16 protein-coding genes and 1 pseudogene are annotated in these 18,590 nt (G+C 70.0%); 12 read left to right on the forward strand and 5 right to left on the reverse strand.

Features of this window, described 5'->3' with window-relative positions; all coding sequences use genetic code 11:
- The first annotated feature begins 2 nt into the window (after positions 1-2).
- The 7 genes and pseudogenes from KFLA_RS14305 to KFLA_RS14335 all read left to right on the forward strand — a co-directional run bounded on the left by KFLA_RS14305 (position 3) and on the right by KFLA_RS14335 (position 6,022).
- A complete protein-coding gene (locus tag KFLA_RS14305) occupies positions 3-743 on the forward strand; it encodes a cell division protein FtsQ/DivIB (RefSeq protein ID WP_012920509.1) in 741 nt (246 codons plus the stop codon).
- A gap of 199 nt (positions 744-942) precedes the next feature.
- Positions 943-1,938, forward strand: a pseudogene (gene ftsZ / locus KFLA_RS38320) (cell division protein FtsZ); the annotation flags it as partial.
- A gap of 677 nt (positions 1,939-2,615) precedes the next feature.
- The gene (gene pgeF / locus KFLA_RS14315) at positions 2,616-3,347 is read left to right on the forward strand and encodes a peptidoglycan editing factor PgeF (RefSeq protein ID WP_012920511.1); all 732 of its coding nucleotides are present in this window, start codon (positions 2,616-2,618) and stop codon (positions 3,345-3,347) included.
- The gene (locus tag KFLA_RS14320) at positions 3,344-4,069 is read left to right on the forward strand and encodes a YggS family pyridoxal phosphate-dependent enzyme (protein ID WP_012920512.1); all 726 of its coding nucleotides are present in this window, start codon (positions 3,344-3,346) and stop codon (positions 4,067-4,069) included. The genes pgeF and KFLA_RS14320 overlap by 4 nt, the downstream gene beginning before the upstream one ends.
- A 72-nt stretch (positions 4,070-4,141) precedes the next feature.
- Positions 4,142-4,705 carry a cell division protein SepF gene (locus tag KFLA_RS14325; protein ID WP_012920513.1) on the forward strand — a complete coding sequence of 188 codons (564 nt, stop codon included), beginning with the start codon at positions 4,142-4,144 and terminating at the stop codon, positions 4,703-4,705.
- Positions 4,706-4,743: 38 nt separating this feature from the next.
- Positions 4,744-5,049, forward strand: a complete 306-nt coding sequence (locus KFLA_RS14330; RefSeq protein WP_012920514.1) for a YggT family protein — start codon at positions 4,744-4,746, stop codon at positions 5,047-5,049.
- 208 nt (positions 5,050-5,257) lie between these two features.
- Positions 5,258-6,022: a DivIVA domain-containing protein gene (locus tag KFLA_RS14335; protein WP_012920515.1), complete on the forward strand. Its 765-nt coding sequence runs from the start codon at positions 5,258-5,260 to the stop codon at positions 6,020-6,022.
- Positions 6,023-6,213: 191 nt separating this feature from the next.
- On the opposite strand, the gene ileS is transcribed toward KFLA_RS14335, so the two are convergent.
- Positions 6,214-9,363, reverse strand: a complete 3,150-nt coding sequence (gene ileS / locus KFLA_RS14340; protein WP_012920516.1) for an isoleucine--tRNA ligase — start codon at positions 9,361-9,363, stop codon at positions 6,214-6,216.
- A gap of 481 nt (positions 9,364-9,844) precedes the next feature.
- Complete coding sequence (locus tag KFLA_RS38325) at positions 9,845-10,018, reverse strand: hypothetical protein (protein ID WP_202797122.1); 174 nt, start codon at positions 10,016-10,018, stop codon at positions 9,845-9,847.
- Here KFLA_RS38325 and KFLA_RS14345 point away from each other — a divergent pair.
- The 3 genes from KFLA_RS14345 to KFLA_RS14355 are packed head-to-tail and all read left to right on the forward strand — an operon-like array spanning position 10,017 to position 12,144.
- Entirely contained in the window at positions 10,017-10,469 is a 453-nt protein-coding gene (locus KFLA_RS14345; protein ID WP_049797339.1) for a TraR/DksA family transcriptional regulator, read from the forward strand. The two genes, KFLA_RS38325 and KFLA_RS14345, sit on opposite strands and share 2 nt — an antisense overlap.
- On the forward strand, positions 10,442-11,218 hold the full coding sequence (lspA, locus tag KFLA_RS14350) for a signal peptidase II (RefSeq protein WP_012920518.1): 777 nt from the start codon (positions 10,442-10,444) through the stop codon (positions 11,216-11,218). The genes KFLA_RS14345 and lspA overlap by 28 nt, the downstream gene beginning before the upstream one ends.
- A 17-nt stretch (positions 11,219-11,235) precedes the next feature.
- Positions 11,236-12,144, forward strand: a complete 909-nt coding sequence (locus KFLA_RS14355) for an RluA family pseudouridine synthase (RefSeq protein ID WP_041289324.1) — start codon at positions 11,236-11,238, stop codon at positions 12,142-12,144.
- 53 nt (positions 12,145-12,197) lie between these two features.
- On the opposite strand, the gene KFLA_RS14360 is transcribed toward KFLA_RS14355, so the two are convergent.
- From KFLA_RS14360 to KFLA_RS14370, 3 genes are all read right to left on the reverse strand, one after another.
- Positions 12,198-12,659, reverse strand: coding sequence for a MarR family winged helix-turn-helix transcriptional regulator (locus tag KFLA_RS14360; RefSeq protein ID WP_012920520.1), 462 nt, complete (start codon positions 12,657-12,659; stop codon positions 12,198-12,200).
- Between the two features lie 3 nt (positions 12,660-12,662).
- On the reverse strand, positions 12,663-13,286 hold the full coding sequence (locus KFLA_RS14365) for a DJ-1/PfpI family protein (RefSeq protein WP_083792856.1): 624 nt from the start codon (positions 13,284-13,286) through the stop codon (positions 12,663-12,665).
- 68 nt (positions 13,287-13,354) lie between these two features.
- Entirely contained in the window at positions 13,355-14,176 is an 822-nt protein-coding gene (locus KFLA_RS14370) for an alpha/beta hydrolase (RefSeq protein WP_041290097.1), read from the reverse strand.
- Positions 14,177-14,318: 142 nt separating this feature from the next.
- Between KFLA_RS14370 and dnaE the strand changes: the two genes are divergently transcribed.
- Together dnaE and KFLA_RS14380 are read left to right on the forward strand one after the other, a co-directional pair.
- Complete coding sequence (dnaE, locus tag KFLA_RS14375; RefSeq protein ID WP_012920523.1) at positions 14,319-17,867, forward strand: DNA polymerase III subunit alpha; 3,549 nt, start codon at positions 14,319-14,321, stop codon at positions 17,865-17,867.
- 46 nt (positions 17,868-17,913) lie between these two features.
- Complete coding sequence (locus tag KFLA_RS14380) at positions 17,914-18,558, forward strand: hypothetical protein (RefSeq protein ID WP_202797123.1); 645 nt, start codon at positions 17,914-17,916, stop codon at positions 18,556-18,558.
- Positions 18,559-18,590: the final 32 nt, after the last annotated feature.

The following is an 18,590-nucleotide window of genomic DNA, read 5'->3' on the forward strand; positions in this document are numbered from 1 at the left end:
GCATGAGCCCGAACGCTGACCTGGCCCGGGCCCAGCAGCGGTTCGCGCGCCGGCAGCGGCTGGTGCGCTGGAAGGGCTGGCTGCCGTGGGCGGCCGGCGGCGTACTGGTCCTTCTCGGCGCGATCACCGTCTGGCTGTTCTACTCCTCCTCCGCGCTGGCGGTCGAGGGCGTCCGGGTCACCGGGATCGAGACGGTGCCGGAGGCGACGGTGACCCAGGTCGCCGCGGCCCCGCTCGGGACACCGCTGGCCAAGGTCGACCTGCCCGCGATCGCGGAACGGGTGCGGACCATCCAGGCGGTCGCCGACGCGCAGGTCACCCGGGCCTGGCCGAACCACCTGGAGATCGTGGTGACCGAGCGGGTGCCGGTGGTCGTCGTCACCGACGGCAGCCGGTTCGAGCTGGTGGACGCCACCGGGGTGTCGTTCAAGACGGTGCCGACCCGGCCGGACAACCTGCCTGAGGCCCTGGTGGTCGGCAGCCGCCGCGACGTGACGATCCGTTCGGTGGTGACCGTCTCGGCCGCGCTGCCGGTCGCCCTGCGGTCCGAGGTACGGTCGATCTCGGCCGGGTCGCCGGACTCCATCACCCTCAACCTCGGGGATGGCGTGAAGGTGGTCTGGGGCGGTTCCGATGACAGCGCGCGCAAGGCCGAGGTACTCAGCGTGCTGATGCGGCGCCAGGCCAAGGTGTACGACGTGTCCGCGCCCGATCTCCCTGTCACCAAAGGGGAAAAGAGGTAACGCGTCACATCCGGGCGCCACATCGTGGCACGGCGGCGAGGCGCGTGGACATTGCCCGAACGCGTCCCGTAGCGTGCGACGCAATCTATAGTTGAGAGAACTCTAAGCATCCACTTGAGGTTCAGTCTTTTCGCTGGAACTTTCGCTGGAACACGGCCAACTGGTCACAACGGGACAGAACGAGGCGAGAGGCGCGGACGTGGCGGCACCGCAGAACTACCTGGCACTCATCAAGGTCGTCGGTATCGGCGGAGGCGGCGTGAACGCCGTCAACCGGATGATCGAGCACGGTCTGAAGGGCGTTGAGTTCATCGCCATCAACACCGACGCGCAGGCGCTGTTGATGAGCGACGCGGACGTCAAGCTCGACATCGGCCGCGAGGAGACCCGCGGACTCGGTGCCGGTGCGAACCCCGCCATCGGCCAGAAGGCCGCCGAGGACCACGCGGAGGAGATCGAGGAGGCGCTCAAGGGCGCCGACATGGTCTTCGTCACCGCGGGTGAGGGCGGCGGCACGGGCACCGGCGGCGCCCCGGTGGTGTCCCGGATCGCCCGCTCGCTCGGCGCGCTGACGATCGGTGTGGTGACCCGGCCGTTCTCCTTCGAGGGCAAGCGCCGCGCGACCCAGGCCGAGGACGGCATCGCGGCCCTGCGCGAAGAGGTCGACACCCTGATCGTCATCCCGAACGACCGGCTGCTGACGATCTCCGACCGGGCCGTGTCCGTGCTGGACGCGTTCAAGCAGGCCGACCAGGTGCTGCTGCAGGGTGTCTCCGGCATCACCGACCTGATCACCACCCCCGGCCTGATCAACGTGGACTTCGCCGACGTGAAGGCGGTGATGTCCAACGCCGGCTCGGCGCTGATGGGCATCGGCTCGTCCCGCGGCGAGGACCGCGCGGTCGCGGCGGCCGAGGCGGCCATCTCCTCGCCGTTGCTCGAGGCAAGCATCGAGGGCGCGCACGGTGTGCTGCTGTCGATCGCGGGCGGCTCGGACCTCGGCCTGTTCGAGATCAACGAGGCGGCCCAGCTGGTCTCGGAGTCGGCGCACACCGACGCGAACATCATCTTCGGCGCGGTGATCGACGACGCGCTCGGCGACGAGGTCCGGGTGACGGTGATCGCGGCCGGCTTCGACGGCGGCATGCCCAAGCGCCGCGAGCAGGCGATGAGCAGCGCCCGCCCGCAGAACCGGGCCGGCAGCGCCGAGGCTCCGCCGCAGCGCCAGGACCAGGGCGCCTTCTCGGCCCCGATGCACCAGACCGGCGGTACGCCGGGTGGCGCGGGCTCGCCGGGGCAGGCGGGTGGCGCGCCCGGTCAGACCGGTGGCGGTTACTCCACCGCACAGCCGGGCAACGGCGCGGGCAACCAGGCGAGTGGCGGATTCGGCGGTCAGCCGCAGAACGGTCAGGGCGCCACGTCGCCGCAGAGCGCTCCGCCGCAGGTGCCGGGCACCGTTCCGTTCAGCCCGGCCAACCCGCATCCCGGCGCCACCCAGTCCCAGCCGCAGCCGCCGGCCGGTGACGGCGGTGGCCAGGTGAGCCAGGCTCCGTTCGGCGCCCCGGTCAGCGACGATACCGTCCCGGTGCCGAACTCGACCGAGAGCCGTCCCGGCACGGGCACGACCCACTCGGCCCGGCCCCAGCCGGGCGAGCCGGTCCGCACCCCGCCGCCGGCCCAGCACAACCCGGCGCCGTACTCGACGCCGTCGGCGGCACCGGCCCAGCAGACGCCGCCGACCCGCCCGGCCCGGCCCAAGCCGGACCCCGAGGACGACCTCGACATCCCCGACTTCCTGAAGTGAGTCGCCGAAGCCCCGGCCGTCACGGCCGGGGCTTCGCCGGTTCTCCGGCCGTCACGTAATCTGCAGGCGTGTTCGGCTACGACGAGGTTCTCGGCAACGTCCGCTTCGCCTTCACCGATCGCTACGGAGGTGCCAGCCGACCGCCGTACGGCGAGCTGAACCTCGGCAGCGCCCAGGGCGAGGACGCGGCCGTGATCGCGGAGAACTTCCGCCGGGTCGCCGCGGCGTTCGACCTGCCCGTGGAGGCGGTGCTCCGGGTGAGCCAGGTGCACGGCCGTGACGTGCACGTCGTCGGACCGGACGACCCGCTGCCGCCGGAGCTCCAGCCGTCCGCCGACGCCCTCGTCACGACCCGGACGGACGTCGTGCTCGCCGTCCGCGCGGCCGACTGCCTTCCGGTGCTGCTCGCGGACCAGGACAACGGCGTCGTCGGCGCCGCCCACTCCGGACGTCCGGGCATGTACCTCGGCGTGGTGCCCGCCACGGTCGAAGCGATGCGCCGCCTGGGCGCCGAGCGGATCACCGCCGTGCTCGGCCCGTACGCGTGCGGCCGGTGCTACGAGGTGCCCGAGCAGATGCGCGCCGAGGTCGCCGCCCGCGTCCCGGCGTCGTACTCGGAGACCAGCTGGGGTACGCCGGCACTCGACGTCGCGGCCGGTGTCACCGCGCAGCTCGCCGAGTACGGCGTCGACGTGGTCGACGCGACCAGGTGCACGATCGAGTCCGAGGACTTGTACTCCTACCGGCGTGAGGGTCCGGTCAGCGGCCGGATGGCCGGACTGGTCAGGCTGACCGCATGAGCAGCGGGACCGACGGCCGGCAGGCGGAGCTGCGGGAGAACCTGCAGAAGGCGCGGGACCGGATCGGCGCGGCCTGCCGGGCGGCCGGAAGGGCCGAGGACTCCGTCACGCTGGTGGCGATCACCAAGACCTTCCCGATCGAGGACGTCCGCACGCTGGCCGCGCTCGGTGTCACCGACGTCGGCGAGAACCGCGAGCAGGAGCTCAAGGCGAAGGCTCCGGACACCTCGGACCTCACCTGGCACTTCGTCGGCCAGCTGCAGTCGAACAAGGCGCGCTCGGTCGTCAGGCTCGCGCAAGTGGTGCACTCGGTCGACCGGAAGTCGTTGGTCTCCGCGCTCTCCAAGGCCGCCGTGGCCGAGCAGAAGACGATGCGTTGCCTGCTGCAGGTGAGCCTCGCGGAGTACGGGTCCGCCGAGGCCGCGACCGGGACCAGCAGGGGAGGCGTAACTCCGGCCGACGTACCGGAACTGGCCGCCGCGGTCGCCGAGGCCGACGGCCTCGAGCTCGGCGGAGTGATGGCGGTGGCGCCGTTGGGAGCCGACCCTGATGAGGCGTTTGCCGCACTTCGTGCAGTATCCTCCCGATTACGCTCCGAGCATGCCGGTGCCGGCTGGATCTCCGCCGGGATGACCGGCGACCTGGACGCCGCGATCAGGCAGGGAGCGACACACGTTCGGCTCGGGCGCGCATTACTCGGAACGCGTCCCCCTCTGGGCTAGTGTCGACATCGAGCGGGTTTTGCGAGACCTGCTCACTTGTCGGCGAAGAACCGGACCGAGGGCTGGAGGGCCATGAGCGGCGCGTTGCGCAAGATGGGTGTGTACCTCGGCTTGGTCGAGGACGGCGAGCGGTACAACGCGCGCTACGACGACGAGTACGACGACTACGACGAGTACGAGGACGAAGGCGTCGACGGGGAGTCCCACGAGCCCGAGCCGGTCCCGGCCCGCGAGGCGCGCGACGGACGGGACGGCCGCGAAGGCCGCGACGTTCGCGACGACCGCGAGGACCTGGGCGGCACGGTCAGCAAGTTTCCAGATCGGCGTGGAGTCTCACCTTCCCCGGAGGTTACCGAGTTGGCCCGCATCACCACCGTGCACCCGCGCAGCTACAACGAGGCGCGGGTGATCGGTGAGCACTTCCGCGACGGCACGCCCGTCATCATGAACCTGACCGAGATGGACCACGCGGACGCCAAGCGGCTGGTGGACTTCGCGGCCGGGCTGATCTTCTGCTGCCGCGGCTCGATCGAGCGCATCACCACCAAGGTGTTCCTGGTCTGCCCGCCGAACGTGACGGTCGCCGCGGAGGAGAAGGAGAAGATCGCCGCGGACGGGTTCTACAACCAGAGCTGACCGCGTGACTTCCCCGGTCTTCTACACTCGTTCCTGACATGGTTGCTCTCGCGCTCGTCCTCAGTGTTCTCAGCTGGGTGCTGCTCGCCTTCTTCCTCATCCTGGTGGCGCGCTTCGTCCTCAGCCTGATCGTCATGTTCGCCCCGCAGTGGCACCCGAAGGGACCGTTGCTGCTGCTGTTCGAACTGGTCTACTCCGTCACCGATCCGTTCCTGCGGCCGTTGCGCCGCATCCTGCCCCCGATCGGGGCCGGCGGGATCCGGGTCGACCTGTCCATGCTGATGTTGTTCGTGCTCGTCTCGCTGGCGATGTCGATCAACTCGACGGCGCTGCGGTCGCTGTGACCGGGCCGGAACCCGTGCGCCAGGCCGGGAGTCGGAGCTTGAGCAGGCGGTGGGAGGGGTAGGACCAGACCCGAGCAGGGACCGTGGGGGGACGTTGTCGCCCGGCCCCGATTCCGCCAGAACACAACGAAGCGATAACGTGATCTACTGAGTCGCCGGGGTCTCGTGCCCCCAGACTCCGCCAAGACACAGACAAACGAGGTGAAAGATGCCGCTGACGCCGGATGACGTCCGCTCGAAGCAGTTCACGCCCGTCCGATTGCGGGAGGGTTACGACGTCACTGAGGTCGACTCCTTCCTCGACGAGGTGGAAGCCGAGCTCGAGCGACTCCTTGCGGAGAACGAGGAGCTGCGCGCGAAGCTGGCGGCGGCTCAGCGCGCTGGTGCGGGACAGGACCGGCCGGTCGACCAGACCGCCGCCCTCCCGCCCGTCGTGCAACAGCCCAAGCCCGCTCCCGTCGTGGTCGAGAAGCCCGAGGAGAAGCCGCCCGTCGTCGCTCCCGCTGTAGCGGCCGCGGGGGCTGCTGCGGCAGCAGGAACCGTCGGCGACGCCTCCAGCTCCGCGGTGCGGCTGCTGGAGATGGCCACCAAGCACTCCGACGACCTGGTCCAGGAGGCGAAGGACACCGCCGACAAGATCATCGGCGAGGCCCGCGCCAAGGCCGAGCGGCTGGAGAACGAGGCGCGTGGCAAGGCCGACCGGATGACCGGTGAGGCCCGGGCCCGCGCCGAGAAGCTCGACGGCGAGATCGCCGAGCGGCGCGCGCAGATGCTGGGCACCCTGGAGAAGCAGAAGGGCCAGCTCGAGCGCACCATCGACGACCTGCACGCCTACGAGCGCGAGTACCGCAGCCGGCTGAAGACGTACTTCACCGAGCAGCTGAAGGCACTCGGCAACGGCGACGACACCCTGAGCCCGCGCAACGGCTTCCGCCCGGAGGCCCGCGCCCAGGCTCACGGCCACGGCGTCTGATCTACCTCGGACTTGGAGGCGGTGCTTTCCGGCGGCACCGCCTCTTCGTCATGTCCGGGAACTTCTGACCGACCGTCCCCCTCGGGTGACGCACAGTCAGCAGCAGCGGTCCAGCACCGCCGCCGGTAGCGAACACAGCGGAGGCCCGGCCTGTCACAGGCCGGGCCTCGCTGCGTGCTCAGGGCTTACTGTCAGGCCTTCGTCAGCCAGTAGGTCAGGCCCAGTTCCTCGTCCGAACCGGTGGCCAGCCCTTCGGTCGCCTCCGGCGCCGACTGGACCAGCTCGGTCGCCAGCACCTCGCGGGCCACGTCCTCGGCGTGCTTGCCCAGGGCATCGGCCAGCTCGCCGTCGGCGGCGCCGAGCCAGACGCGGATCCGGTCGGAGACCTCCAGGCCGGCGTTCTTGCGCGCCTCCTGCAGCGTGCGGACGACCTCACGGGCCAGACCGGCCTGCTTCAGCTCCGGGGTGACCTCCAGGTCGAGCGCGACGGTCTCGCCCTGCTCGTTCACCACCGACCAGCCTTCCCGCGGCCGCTCCGAGATCAGCACCTCGGCGGCGCCGACCTCGATCGGCTCGCCGTCGACCAGCACGGTTGCCGTGCCGGTCGCCGTGAGCGCCGCGGCCAGCTCGCCCGCGTTCGCCGCGGCGATCGCCTTGGCGACCACCGGGGTCTGCTTGGCGAACCGCTTGCCGAGCTCGCGGAAGTTGCCCTTCGCCGAGTGCTCCACCAGGTCCGCGCCGGCCGACGACAGCGGCTCGACCGAGCCGACGTTCAGCTCGTCGGCGATCTCGCGCAGCAGCTCGTCGGACAGGTCCGCGATCGCCGCCGACCCGACCAGCGCCCGGCTGAGCGGCTGCCGGGTCCGGACCTTCGCCTCGGCCCGGGCCGAGCGGCCGAGCTCGACGACGCGCTTGGCCATCGACACGTGGGTGGCCAGGGTGTCGTCGATCAGCGCCGCGTCGTACTCCGGGAACGCGGCCAGGTGCACCGACTCGGGCAGGCCGGGGGTGACCGGGCGGAACACGTCCTGCCAGACCCGCTCGGTCAGGAACGGGGTCAGCGGCGCCATCAGCCGGGTCAGCACGTCGAGCGTCTCGTGCAGCGTCGCCAGCGCACCGGCGTCACCGGCCCAGAAGCGCCGCCGCGACCGCCGCACGTACCAGTTCGACAGCGTGTCGACGAACGAGCTGATCAGCACGCCCAGCTTCTGGGTGTCGTAGCCGGCGTAGGCCTCGTCGGCGTCCCGGACCAGCCGGTGTGTCTCGCTGACGAGCCACTGATCCAGCACGGACCGCTCGGCGACCGGCGGCACGTCGGCCGGGTCCCAGTCGGCCAGCCGCGCGTAGAGCGCGTGGAAGGCGACCGTGTTCCAGTACGTCAGCAGCACCTTGCGGACGATCTCGTTCAGCACGTTCGGGCCGATGCCGCGCGCCTTCCACGGCGAGCCCGAGCAGGCCATGAACCAGCGCACCGCGTCCGCGCTGTGGTCGTCCATCAGCGGGATCGGTTCCAGGATGTTGCCCAGGTGCTTGGACATCTTCCGGCCGTCCTCGGCCAGGATGTGCCCCAGGCACACCACGTTGCGGTACGACGACTCGTCGAACACCAGCGTGCCGATCGCCATCAGCGTGTAGAACCAGCCGCGGGTCTGGTCGATCGCCTCGGAGATGAAGTCGGCCGGGTAGGACTGCTCGAACTTCTCCTTCGACCCCTCGACCCACGGGTAGCCCCACTGCGCGAACGGCATCGAGCCGGAGTCGTACCAGGCGTCGATCACCTCGGCGACCCGGCGCGACTCGCCGCCGCAGGTCGGGCAGGCGAAGGTGATGTCGTCGACGTACGGCCGGTGCGGGTCGGTGCTGCTCAGGTCCCGGCCGGCCAGCTCGCCGAGCTCGGCCAGCGAGCCGACGCAGACCTGGTGGTCCTCGCCGCAGCGCCAGATCGGCAGCGGCGTACCCCAGTAGCGGGACCGGGACACCGCCCAGTCGATGTTGTTGCGCAGCCAGTCGCCGTACCGGCCCCACTTGACCGAGTCGGGGAACCAGTTGGTCTTCTCGTTCTCCCGCAGCAGCGCGTCCTTCACCTGCGTGGTGCGGATGTACCAGGACGGCAGCGCGTAGTACATGACCGGCGTGTGGCAGCGCCAGCAGTGCGGGTAGGGGTGCTCGTACGGGACGTGCTTGAACAGCACGCCGCGCGCGGCCAGGTCGTTGACCAGGTCCTCGTCGGCCTTCTTGAAGAACTGGCCGCCGACCAGCGGCAGGTCCGCGTCGAAGCGGCCGTCCGGGCCGACCGGCTTGAGCACCGGCAGGTCGTACGCCCGGGCGACCTGGAGGTCGTCGGCGCCGAAGGCGGGGGACTGGTGCACCAGACCGGTGCCGTCCTCGGTGGTCACGTACTCGGCGAGCACGACGAAGTGCGCCGGCTCGTCGAAGCCGACCAGCTCGAACGGGCGCTGGTAGTTCCAGCGCTCGAGGTCACGGCCGGCGTACGTGGCGGTGACCGTCCAGCCCTCGCCCAGCGTGGCCAGCAGCGGCTCGGCGACGACCAGCGACTCCGTGCCGTCGGTGGCGACCACGTAGTCGACGTCAGGGTGCACGGCGACGGCCGTGTTGGACACCAGGGTCCACGGAGTCGTCGTCCAGACCAGCAGCGACGCCTGACCGGCCAGCGGGCCCGAGGTCAGCGGGAACCGGACGTACACCGACGGGTCGACGACGGTCTCGTAGCCCTGGGCCAGCTCGTGGTCCGACAGACCGGTACCGCAGCGCGGGCAGTACGGCGTGATCCGGTAGTCCTCGACCAGCAGGCCCTTGGCGTGGATCTGCTTGAGCGACCACCAGACCGACTCGACGTACTGCGCGTCCATCGTCCGGTACGGGTGGTCCATGTCGACCCAGTAGCCCATCCGGGTGGTCAGGTCGGCGAACGCGTCGACGTGCCGCAGCACCGATGCGCGGCACTTCGCGTTGAACTCGGCGATGCCGTACGCCTCGATGTCGTTCTTGCCGCTGAAGCCGAGCTCCTTCTCGACCGCCACCTCGACCGGCAGGCCGTGGCAGTCCCAGCCGGCCTTGCGCTCGACCGAGAAGCCCTTCATCGTCCGGTAGCGCGGGAAGACGTCCTTGAAGACGCGCGCCTCGATGTGGTGGGTGCCGGGCATGCCGTTGGCGGTCGGGGGACCCTCGAAGAAGGTCCAGGGCTCGCCGCCGGCCGTCTGCGCCAGGCTCTTGGCGAAGGTGTCCTGGTCCGCCCAGTGCGCGAGCACCTCGCGCTCGATCGCGGGCAGGTCGACCTGAGCCGGGACCTGCTGCCACGGGGTGCTGGGGTTGTCCGCCATTGTCCGTCCTTCGTCGCTGCTGCTCCAGCGAAGGGACGAAGGCACCGGCGACGTCGCCGGGCTCCGCGGTACCACCCTTCTTGATGACGTGACCGATGCGTCTCACCCCACCGCCCCGGTCAGGGGTCACCCTCTTCGTTGCGCTCCGCTGCCGGGTCTAATGGGTCTCCCGGGGGAGACTGTTCTTCCGGCGGCTCCGGGGTGATGGCCCCATCACTGCCTTGCGGTGGCGGGAAAAGTGTACGACTCCGTACCACCCGGCCACGAATCGTTAATCGGTGGCGGGCCGCGGCGGCGGCGGTGACAATGACGCTGCGGTCGGGCCGGGACTTCGGGCGGTGCTGCCGAGAACCGGCCGAGATGTGGATGTGACGCGCGGAACGTCGAGCGGCCTTGAAGAACCGACTACCGTATGTCCACGGTCGCGCGTCGGGCTGGCACGTGGCCGCAACGTGTCCTACTGTCTTGCGACCAGTCCGCTTCAGTCTCCGACGAAGGCAGGGGGTAGTCGACCAATGGCTACATCGGCAAAGAAGTCCGCCCCCGGTAAACGCACCACCGCGGCCGAGAAGAGTGCCGCGACATCCACCGAGCCGGCCGGCACGGCCGACTCCACGACCCCTGCCAAGAAGACTCCGACGAAGAGGGTGGCCATGAAGACCAATGAGAACAGGACCCCGGCAACGGCGCCGGCCAAGTCGCCCAAGAAGGCCGAGAACCTGACCGTGCGCGACGGCGAGACGCCGTGGACCCCGGCCGAGCTGACGGAGCTGCGGACCGAGCTGGAAGCCGACGTGGTGCACCTCAAGGAGGAGATCCGCGACGCCGAGAAGGAGATCGTCGGGCTGCTGCGCGACGGCGGCGACGGGGCCGGCAACGACCAGGCCGACGTCGGCTCCACCACGCTCGAGCGTGACCACGAGATGTCGCTGGCCAACAACGCCCGGGACATGCTGGACCAGATCGAGCGGGCGCTGGCCCGGATCGACGACGGCACCTACGGCGTCTGCGAGAGCTGCGGCAAGGCGATCGGCAAGGGGCGGCTGCAGGCGTTCCCGCGTGCGACACTGTGCGTGTCATGCAAAGAACGCGAAGAACGCCGCTGAGCGACTCCCAGTCGTCCCGCCCGCCCGGGGACGCCGAAGACCTGACGGAACCGGCCGACTCCTCGTCGGCCGGTTCTCCGTCGTCTCCGGCTCCCGCCGGTGACCGCTCGTCCGAGCGCGGCGACGGCAGCCTGGACGAGCGGACTCCCGAAGGAGCCGAGCTGGCGGACGTGGTGGCTGCCGACGCGGCACCGCCCCGGCACCCACGGCCGCGGCTGATCGCGCTGTTCGCGATCGTCGGGCTGCTGGTGCTCGGGCTGGACCAGCTCACCAAGGTGCTCGCTCTGCAGCACCTGACGCCGGGGGAGCCGGTGAACGTGATCGGCTCGCTGCTCAGGTTCAACCTGATCCGCAACCCCGGCGCCGCGTTCAGTCTCGGCTCCGACTTCACCCCGGTGATCAGCGCGATCCAGATCACCGTCGCGCTCGGCGTGATCTGGCTGTCGCGGCGGGTCGGCTCGGCCGGCTGGGCGGTCGCCTTCGGGCTGCTGTTCGGTGGCGCGGTCGGCAACATCACCGACCGGATCTTCCGCGAGCCGTCGCCGTTCCACGGCCACGTGGTCGACTTCCTGCAGACCCCGAACTGGGCCATCTTCAACGTCGCCGACATGGCGGTCACCTCGGCGGCCGCGCTGCTGGTGATCCAGACCCTGCGCGGGATCCGCCTCGACGGCACCAAGGACGTGGGCAGCAAACCGATGGACACCGACACCAGCACCACCGCCGAGCCGAAGCCGGGCGCCGAGTGAGCGACTCCAGGACCCTGATGGTGCCCGACGGCCTGGCCGGCGAGCGGCTGGACGCGGCGCTGTCCCGGCTGTTCGGTGTCTCCCGGACGAAGGCCGCCGAACTGATCGAGGCCGGCCTGGTCCAGGTCGACGGAGCCCCTGCGGCCAAGTCCGCCCGGGTCTCGGCCGGTGTGCTGCTCGACGTCGAGCTGCCGGCGCCGCCCGGTGAGGTGACCGTCGTGCCGGAGACCGTGGAGAACCTGCGGATCGTGCACGACGACGACGAGATCGTGGTCGTCGACAAGCCCGTCGGCGTCGCCGCGCACCCGTCCCCGGGCTGGACCGGCCCGACCGTGATCGGTCACCTGGCCGGTGCCGGCTTCAGCATCTCCACCAGTGGGGCGGCCGAGCGCAAGGGCATCGTGCACCGCCTCGACGTCGGCACGTCCGGGCTGATGGTGGTCGCCAAGACGGAGTACAGCTACACCGTGCTGAAGCGCGCCTTCAAGGAGCGCACGGTGAAAAAGATCTACCACGCGCTGGTGCAGGGCCATCCGGACCCGTTCACCGGGACCGTGGACGCGCCGATCGACCGGCACCCGAACCACGACTACAAGTTCGGCGTGGTGGCCGGCGGCAAGCCGAGCATCACGCACTACGAGACGCTCGAGGCGTTCCGGTACGCGACGCTGCTGGAGATCACCCTGGAGACCGGCCGGACGCACCAGATCCGCGTGCACATGTCCGCGATCGGCCACCCCTGCTGCGGCGACCTCACCTACGGCGCCGACCCGGTGCTCGCCGAGCGGCTGGAGCTGTCCCGCCAGTGGCTGCACGCCATGCGCCTCGGCTTCACCCACCCCGGCTCCGGCGAGTACACCGAGTTCACCTCGCAGTACCCCGACGACCTCGACCAGGCCTTGGACCGCCTCGCCGACGCCCAGTGAAGCTCGACCGGCGTACCGCACCTGGCCGTGCGGGGCGGCCAGGTGCTGGTGGTCTACGGGGCGCGGCGGGAGCTGGTTCGGTCGAGTGCGTCCAACGCCTTGGAGAGGGTGGTCAGGGCGTCGACGGCTCGCGCCAACTGCTCCTGGCCGAGCAGATCGCTCAGGCGTTGGGCTGCTTCGGCGTGCTCGGGGTTGATCGCGCGCACGGCAGCGAGGCCCTCGTCGGTGACGGCGACCAGCTTGGCGCGGCGGTGCGCGGGATTGTCGCGGTACTCCGCCAGGCCCCGCTCGACCAGTACGTCGGCGGTGCGCTGCACGGCCTGCCGGGTGATGCCCATCTCCCGCGCGATGCCCGCAACCGGCAACGGCGCCTGCAGGACGGCGCCGAGAACCTGCCACCAGGCCGCAGTCAGACCGACCGGCTTCGCCAGCCCTTCGGCCAGCTCGAGGAACTGGCCGTTGAGCTTGAAGGCGGTCAGCGCTGCCGCGCTCAGCAGCTCCTGGTCACGGTTCATCGATCAGGCGCTCATCAGCTCGTAGAAGCCGGCCGGGTCCTGCCGGCCGTACAACTTGTACCAGGAATCGAGCACCGCCGGCTCGTAGATGCCGAGCTCGGCGAAGATCGCCCGAGCGAACTCGACCGGCGCCTGCGCCCCGCCGGTGATCAGGCCGCGGTCGTTCACCGCCGGCTCGTCGCGGTACAGCTCGGCCCCGCCGTACCCGAGCCCGACCAGGAACTCCTTCGCGTTGCTGGTGTGCGCATGGTCGTCCAGCAGGCCGGCCAGCGCCAGGCCGCCGGTGGCGCCGCAGATCGCCGCGACCGGTACGCCGGCCGCCCGGAACTCCCGCGCCTTGGCTACGTACGGCTGGTACGCCTCGGTCGGCCACAGGTCGTTGCCCGGCAGCACGAGCATCGCGCTCTCGTCGGCGCTCAGCTCGTCGAGCGTCAGGTCGGGCAGCACTCGCAATCCACCCATCGTGGTGACCGGATCGGGACTCGCACTGACCGTGCGGATCTGGAACCGGCCGGGCGTCCGGTGCCAGGCCGGGCTGTTGACGTGGGCGGTGACGAATCCGATCTCCCAGTCGGCCAGCGTGTCGTGAACGGCGACGTGAACGGTGCGCATGCTCTTCTCGGTCATGACAAGATGCTGTCATGATGACAACTTGTTGTCAATAGATCGAGCTCACGACGTCCTGACACCTGAGGTCAGCTGCCCGCGGCGACCGTGTCGGCGAGGGTGGCGACGGCTGCTGCCAGCTGTTTGCCGTGCACGAGATCAGGGTCGTTGTGGTCCGCGCCGGTGACCTCGACCAAGCTCTTCAGGTCCGGCGCGGCGGCTGCCACGGCTCGGCTCTGGTCCGGCGGAACGATGGAGTCCTCGCTTCCGAGTACCACTGTGACCGGCACCTTCACCGTGGCGAGCTGCTCGGCGAGTGGGAACTTGTCGCGGAGCAGCAGCCGCATCGGGAGGAAGGGGTAGTGGACCTTTCCGACCGAGGCGAGATCGACGAACGGCGATCGCAGGACCAGTCCGCCCGGCGCGATCTCGGTGGCCAGCTCGGTGACGACCGCCGCGCCGAGGCTCTCGCCGTAGTACAGGGTGCGGCTGGGCGGGAAGCCTGCCTGCTCGGCGAGGTAGCGCTGGGCGGCCCGGACGTCCTGGGCCAGGCCGCGCTCGCTGGGACGCCCGTCGCTGCCGCCGTAGCCGCGGTAGTCGAAGAGGAGAACGGTCAGCCCCTCGGCCGCGAGCGCCCGCGCCAACGGTGCTCGCGAGGCCCGGTTGCCGGCATTGCCCGCCGCGACCAGTACTGCGACGCTCCGGTCCGGGCCGCCGGCCGGGACGAGCCAGGCGCCGAGACGTACGCCGTCACCGGCATCGAGTACGACGTCCCGGGCACCGGGCAGGGCCGTCGCCGCCGATCCGGGCTCGGCCGAGTCGGGCAGGTAGATGAGGCGCCGCTGGAATCCCCAGATCGCGGCGAGCACCAGCGCCAGCACCACTGCCACGACGACCGCGAAGCGCACCACGTTCCCAGTGTGCGCGGTGGGCCGGCCGACCGCATAGCGGGCGCCCGGGGGAGCCATCGGAGCGCCGGTTCGAGGACTGTCGGAGGGCCGACATAAGGTGGGCTGGTCCCGCTCACTCACGCCCTGGGAGGTCTGCGCAGACATGGCGTCCAGCGACAGTTTCGTGCATCTACACGTGCACACCGAGTACTCCATGCTGGACGGCGCCGCGCGGATCGACGAGTTGTTCAAAACCGCCCAGGAGATGGGCATGCCGGCGATCGCGACCACCGACCACGGCTACGTGTTCGGGGCGTACGAGTTCTGGAAGACCGCGAAGAAGTACGACGTCAAGCCGATCATCGGCGTCGAGGCCTACCTGACCCCGCACACGCACCGCAGCGAGCGCAAGCGGGTCAAGTGGGGCGACGCGAACTCGGGCCGCGACGACGTCTCCGGCTCCGGTGCGTACACGCACATGACGCTGCTGGCGAAGAACACCTCCGGCATGCACAACCTGTTCAAGATGAGCTCGCTGGCCAGCCTGGAGGGCTACTACTTCAAGCCCCGGATGGACCGCGAGCTGCTGCAGACCTACGGCCAGGGCCTGATCGCGACGACCGGCTGCCCGTCCGGCGAGGTGCAGACCCGGCTGCGGCTCGGGCAGTACAAGGAGGCGGTCGAGGCCGCCGCGGAGTTCCGCGACATCTTCGGTGCGGAGAACTACTACTGCGAACTGATGGACCACGGTCTCGGCATCGAGCGCAACGTCCAGCAGGACCTGCTCAAGCTGGCCCGGGAGCTGGGCCTGCCGCTGGTCGCCACCAACGACCTGCACTACACCAAGCCCGAGGACGCGACCGCGCACGCCGCGCTGCTGTGCGTGCAGTCCGGCTCCACGCTGTCCGACCCGAACCGGTTCAAGTTCGACGCGAACGAGTTCTACGTGAAGACCGCGGCCGAGATGCGCGAGGTCTGGAAGGACCTGCCCGAGGCCTGCGACAACACGCTGCTGATCGCGGAGCAGTGCGACGTCAGCTTCACCGAGGGCGAGGGCCGGTTCATGCCGCGCTTCCCCTGCCCCGAGGGCCACAACGAGGAGTCGTGGTTCGTCGCCGAGGTGGAGACCGGCCTGCACCGGCGCTACCCCGACGGCGTCCCGGACCACGTCCGCAAGCAGGCGGAGTACGAGATCGAGGTGATCACCTCGAAGGGCTACGCCGGCTACTTCCTGGTCGTCGCCGACTTCATCAACTGGGCCAAGGAGCACGGCATCCGGGTCGGTCCGGGCCGTGGGTCCGGCGCCGGCTCGATGTGCGCGTACGCGATGCGGATCACCGACCTGGACCCGCTGCAGCACGGCCTGATCTTCGAGCGCTTCCTCAACCCCGAGCGAATGTCGATGCCCGACTTCGACATCGACTTCGACGACCGCCGCCGCCCCGAGGTGATCCGCTACGTCACCGAGAAGTACGGCGACGACCGGGTCGCGATGATCGTCACCTACGGCACGATCAAGGCCAAGCAGGCGATCAAGGACGCCGGCCGGGTGCTGGACTACCCGTTCGCGATGGGCGACCGGATCACCAAGGCGATGCCACCGGCGGTGATGGGCAAGGACGTGCCGCTGTCCGGCATCTTCGACCCCCAGCACAAGCGGTACTCCGAGGCCGGCGAGTTCCGCCAGCTGTACGAGTCCGACGCCGACGTGCGCAAGATCGTCGACACCGCCCGCGGCCTGGAGAACCTGAAGCGCCAGTGGGGTGTGCACGCGGCCGGCGTGATCATGTCCAGCGAGCCGCTGATCGAGCTGATCCCGATCATGCGCCGCGAGCAGGACGGCCAGGTGATCACCCAGTTCGACTACCCGAGCTGCGAGACGCTGGGTCTGGTCAAGATGGACTTCCTCGGCCTGCGCAACCTGACGATCATGGACGACGCGGTCAAGAACGTCGAGGCCAGCCGCGGCATCACGCTGGACCTGGACGAGCTGGCCAAGACGCTCGACGACAAGGCCACCTTCGAGCTGCTCGGCCGTGGTGACACGCTCGGCGTGTTCCAGTTCGACGGCGGCCCGATGCGGGCCCTGCTGCGGCTGATGAAGCCGGACAACTTCGAGGACATCTCCGCGGTCGGCGCGCTCTACCGGCCCGGCCCGATGGGTGCGAACAGCCACACCAACTACGCCCTGCGCAAGAACAAGCAGCAGGAGATCAGCTACCCGCACGACGAGCTCGCGGTCGCGCTCGAGCCGATCCTGGGCACGACGTACGGCCTGATCGTGTACCAGGAGCAGGTGATGGCGATCGCGCAGCAGCTGGCGGGCTACACGCTCGGCAAGGCGGACCTGCTGCGCCGCGCGATGGGCAAGAAGAAACGCGAGGTGCTGGACGCGGAGTACGTCGGCTTCTCGGAGGGCATGAAGGCAGGAGGCTTCTCCGACGCCTCGATCAAGGCGCTGTGGGACGTGCTGGTCCCGTTCTCCGACTACGCGTTCAACAAGGCGCACTCGGCGGCGTACGGGCTGGTCTCGTACTGGACCGCCTACCTGAAGGCGAACTACCCCGCGGAGTACATGGCCGCTGTCCTGACGTCGGTGAAGGACGACAAGGACAAGATGGCCATCTACCTGAACGAGTGCCGCCGGATGGGCATCAAGGTGCTGCCGCCGGACGTGAACGAGTCCGACTCGAACTTCACCCCGGTCGGCACCGACATCCGCTTCGGCCTGTCCGCGATCCGCAACGTCGGCGTCAACGTGGTCGCCGAGATCGTCGCGGCCCGCGAGGAGAAGGGCCGGTTCACCGACTTCGTCGACTTCATCGACAAGGTGCCGCTGCCGGTCTGCAACAAGCGGGTGATCGAGTCGCTGGCCAAGGCCGGCTCGTTCGACTCGATGAACCACGCCCGGCGCGCGGTGGTCGCGGTGCACGAGCAGGCGGTGGACGAGGCGATCGATCTCAAGCGCAACGAGGCGCACGGCCAGTTCGACCTGTTCAGCATGGGCGACGACGACGCCGAGGACGGCGAGGGCAACCGCCGGCTGACTGTGACGGTGCCGGAGATCGAGGAGTGGGACAAGGCGACCAAGCTGGCCCACGAGCGCGACATGCTCGGCCTGTACGTGTCCGACCACCCGCTGTTCGGCGTCGAGCACGTGCTCACCAACGGTACCGACTGCACGATCGGTCAGCTGCTCGCCGACGAGGACCGGCCGGACGGCAGCCAGGTCACCATCGGTGGTCTGGTCACCGCGGTGCAGCGCAAGGTGAACAAGCGCGGCGACATCTACGCGATCGTCACCATCGAGGACCTGGAAGGTTCGATCGAGGTGATGATGTTCTCCTCGGCGTACCAGCTGCACGCACACCTGCTGACCAACGACGCGATCATCTTGATGAAGGGCCGGGTCCGGCGCCGCGAGGACCGGCTGGAGCTGAGCGGGTCCGAGGTGACCGTGCCGGACCTGACCGAGGGGCTGAGCGGGCCGGTGGTGATCACGATGCCGGTGAACCGCTGCACCCCGCCGGTGGTCGAGCAGCTGCGCGACGTGCTGCAGTCCCACCCGGGCATGACCGAGGTGCAGCTGCGGCTGCAGGCCAGCCGGAAGACGACGGTGATGCGGATCGGTGACCGGTTCCGGGTCACGCCGACGTCGTCGCTGATGGCGGACCTGAAGGCGTTGCTCGGCCCCTCGTGCCTGGCCGGCTGAGGCACCGGTGGACGAGCGCGTTGCCCCGGTACGTCACACTGGCCCGGTGAGTCAGTCACCTCAGCCAGGTCAGGGTCACTACGGGCCGGGGCAGTCCAGCCCGTACGCGCCGCAGCCGTTCGGGGCGTCGTACGGCGCGCCGCCGGTGCCGGCGCCGAAGCTGCCGTGGAGCCGCGCGATCGCGGTGACGGTGGCGGTGTTCCTGGTCGCCGGGGCGATCGCCGGCTGGGCGTGGCAGCAGTTCGCGCCGCTCGCGCAGTACACCGTCGACGAGAACGGCGGCGCCCTGGGCGAGCAGCAGATGACGCGGGTGTTCGGGCCGGACGGCATGTACGTGTCGATCGGGTTCCTGACCGCGCTGGTGCTCGGCGGCGCGCTGTTCTGGTGGCTGCGTGACTACGGGCCGTGGGCGGTCGGGGTCGTCTCGGTGGGCGCGCTGATCGGAGCGGCCGTGGCCTGGGGCGTCGGCATGCTGCTCGGGCACGACCCGTTGCAGCCGCGGCTCGAGGCGGCCAAACCCGGCGACCTGCTGGACGCGCCGCTCGAGCTGCACACCTGGACCCCGTTGGCGGCCTGGCTGGTCGGCGCGGCGCTGGCCGCAGCGATCATCTCCGCGCTCACCTGGCGCGCGGAACCAGTTGCAACCACATCGGTACCTGCGACGTCAGAATCCTCGGCGCAGGTGAAATAGCCTGTTCCGGCCCGGTGGCTTCCCACCGGTGA

The organism is Kribbella flavida DSM 17836 (assembly GCF_000024345.1).
GTDB lineage: Bacteria > Actinomycetota > Actinomycetes > Propionibacteriales > Kribbellaceae > Kribbella > Kribbella flavida.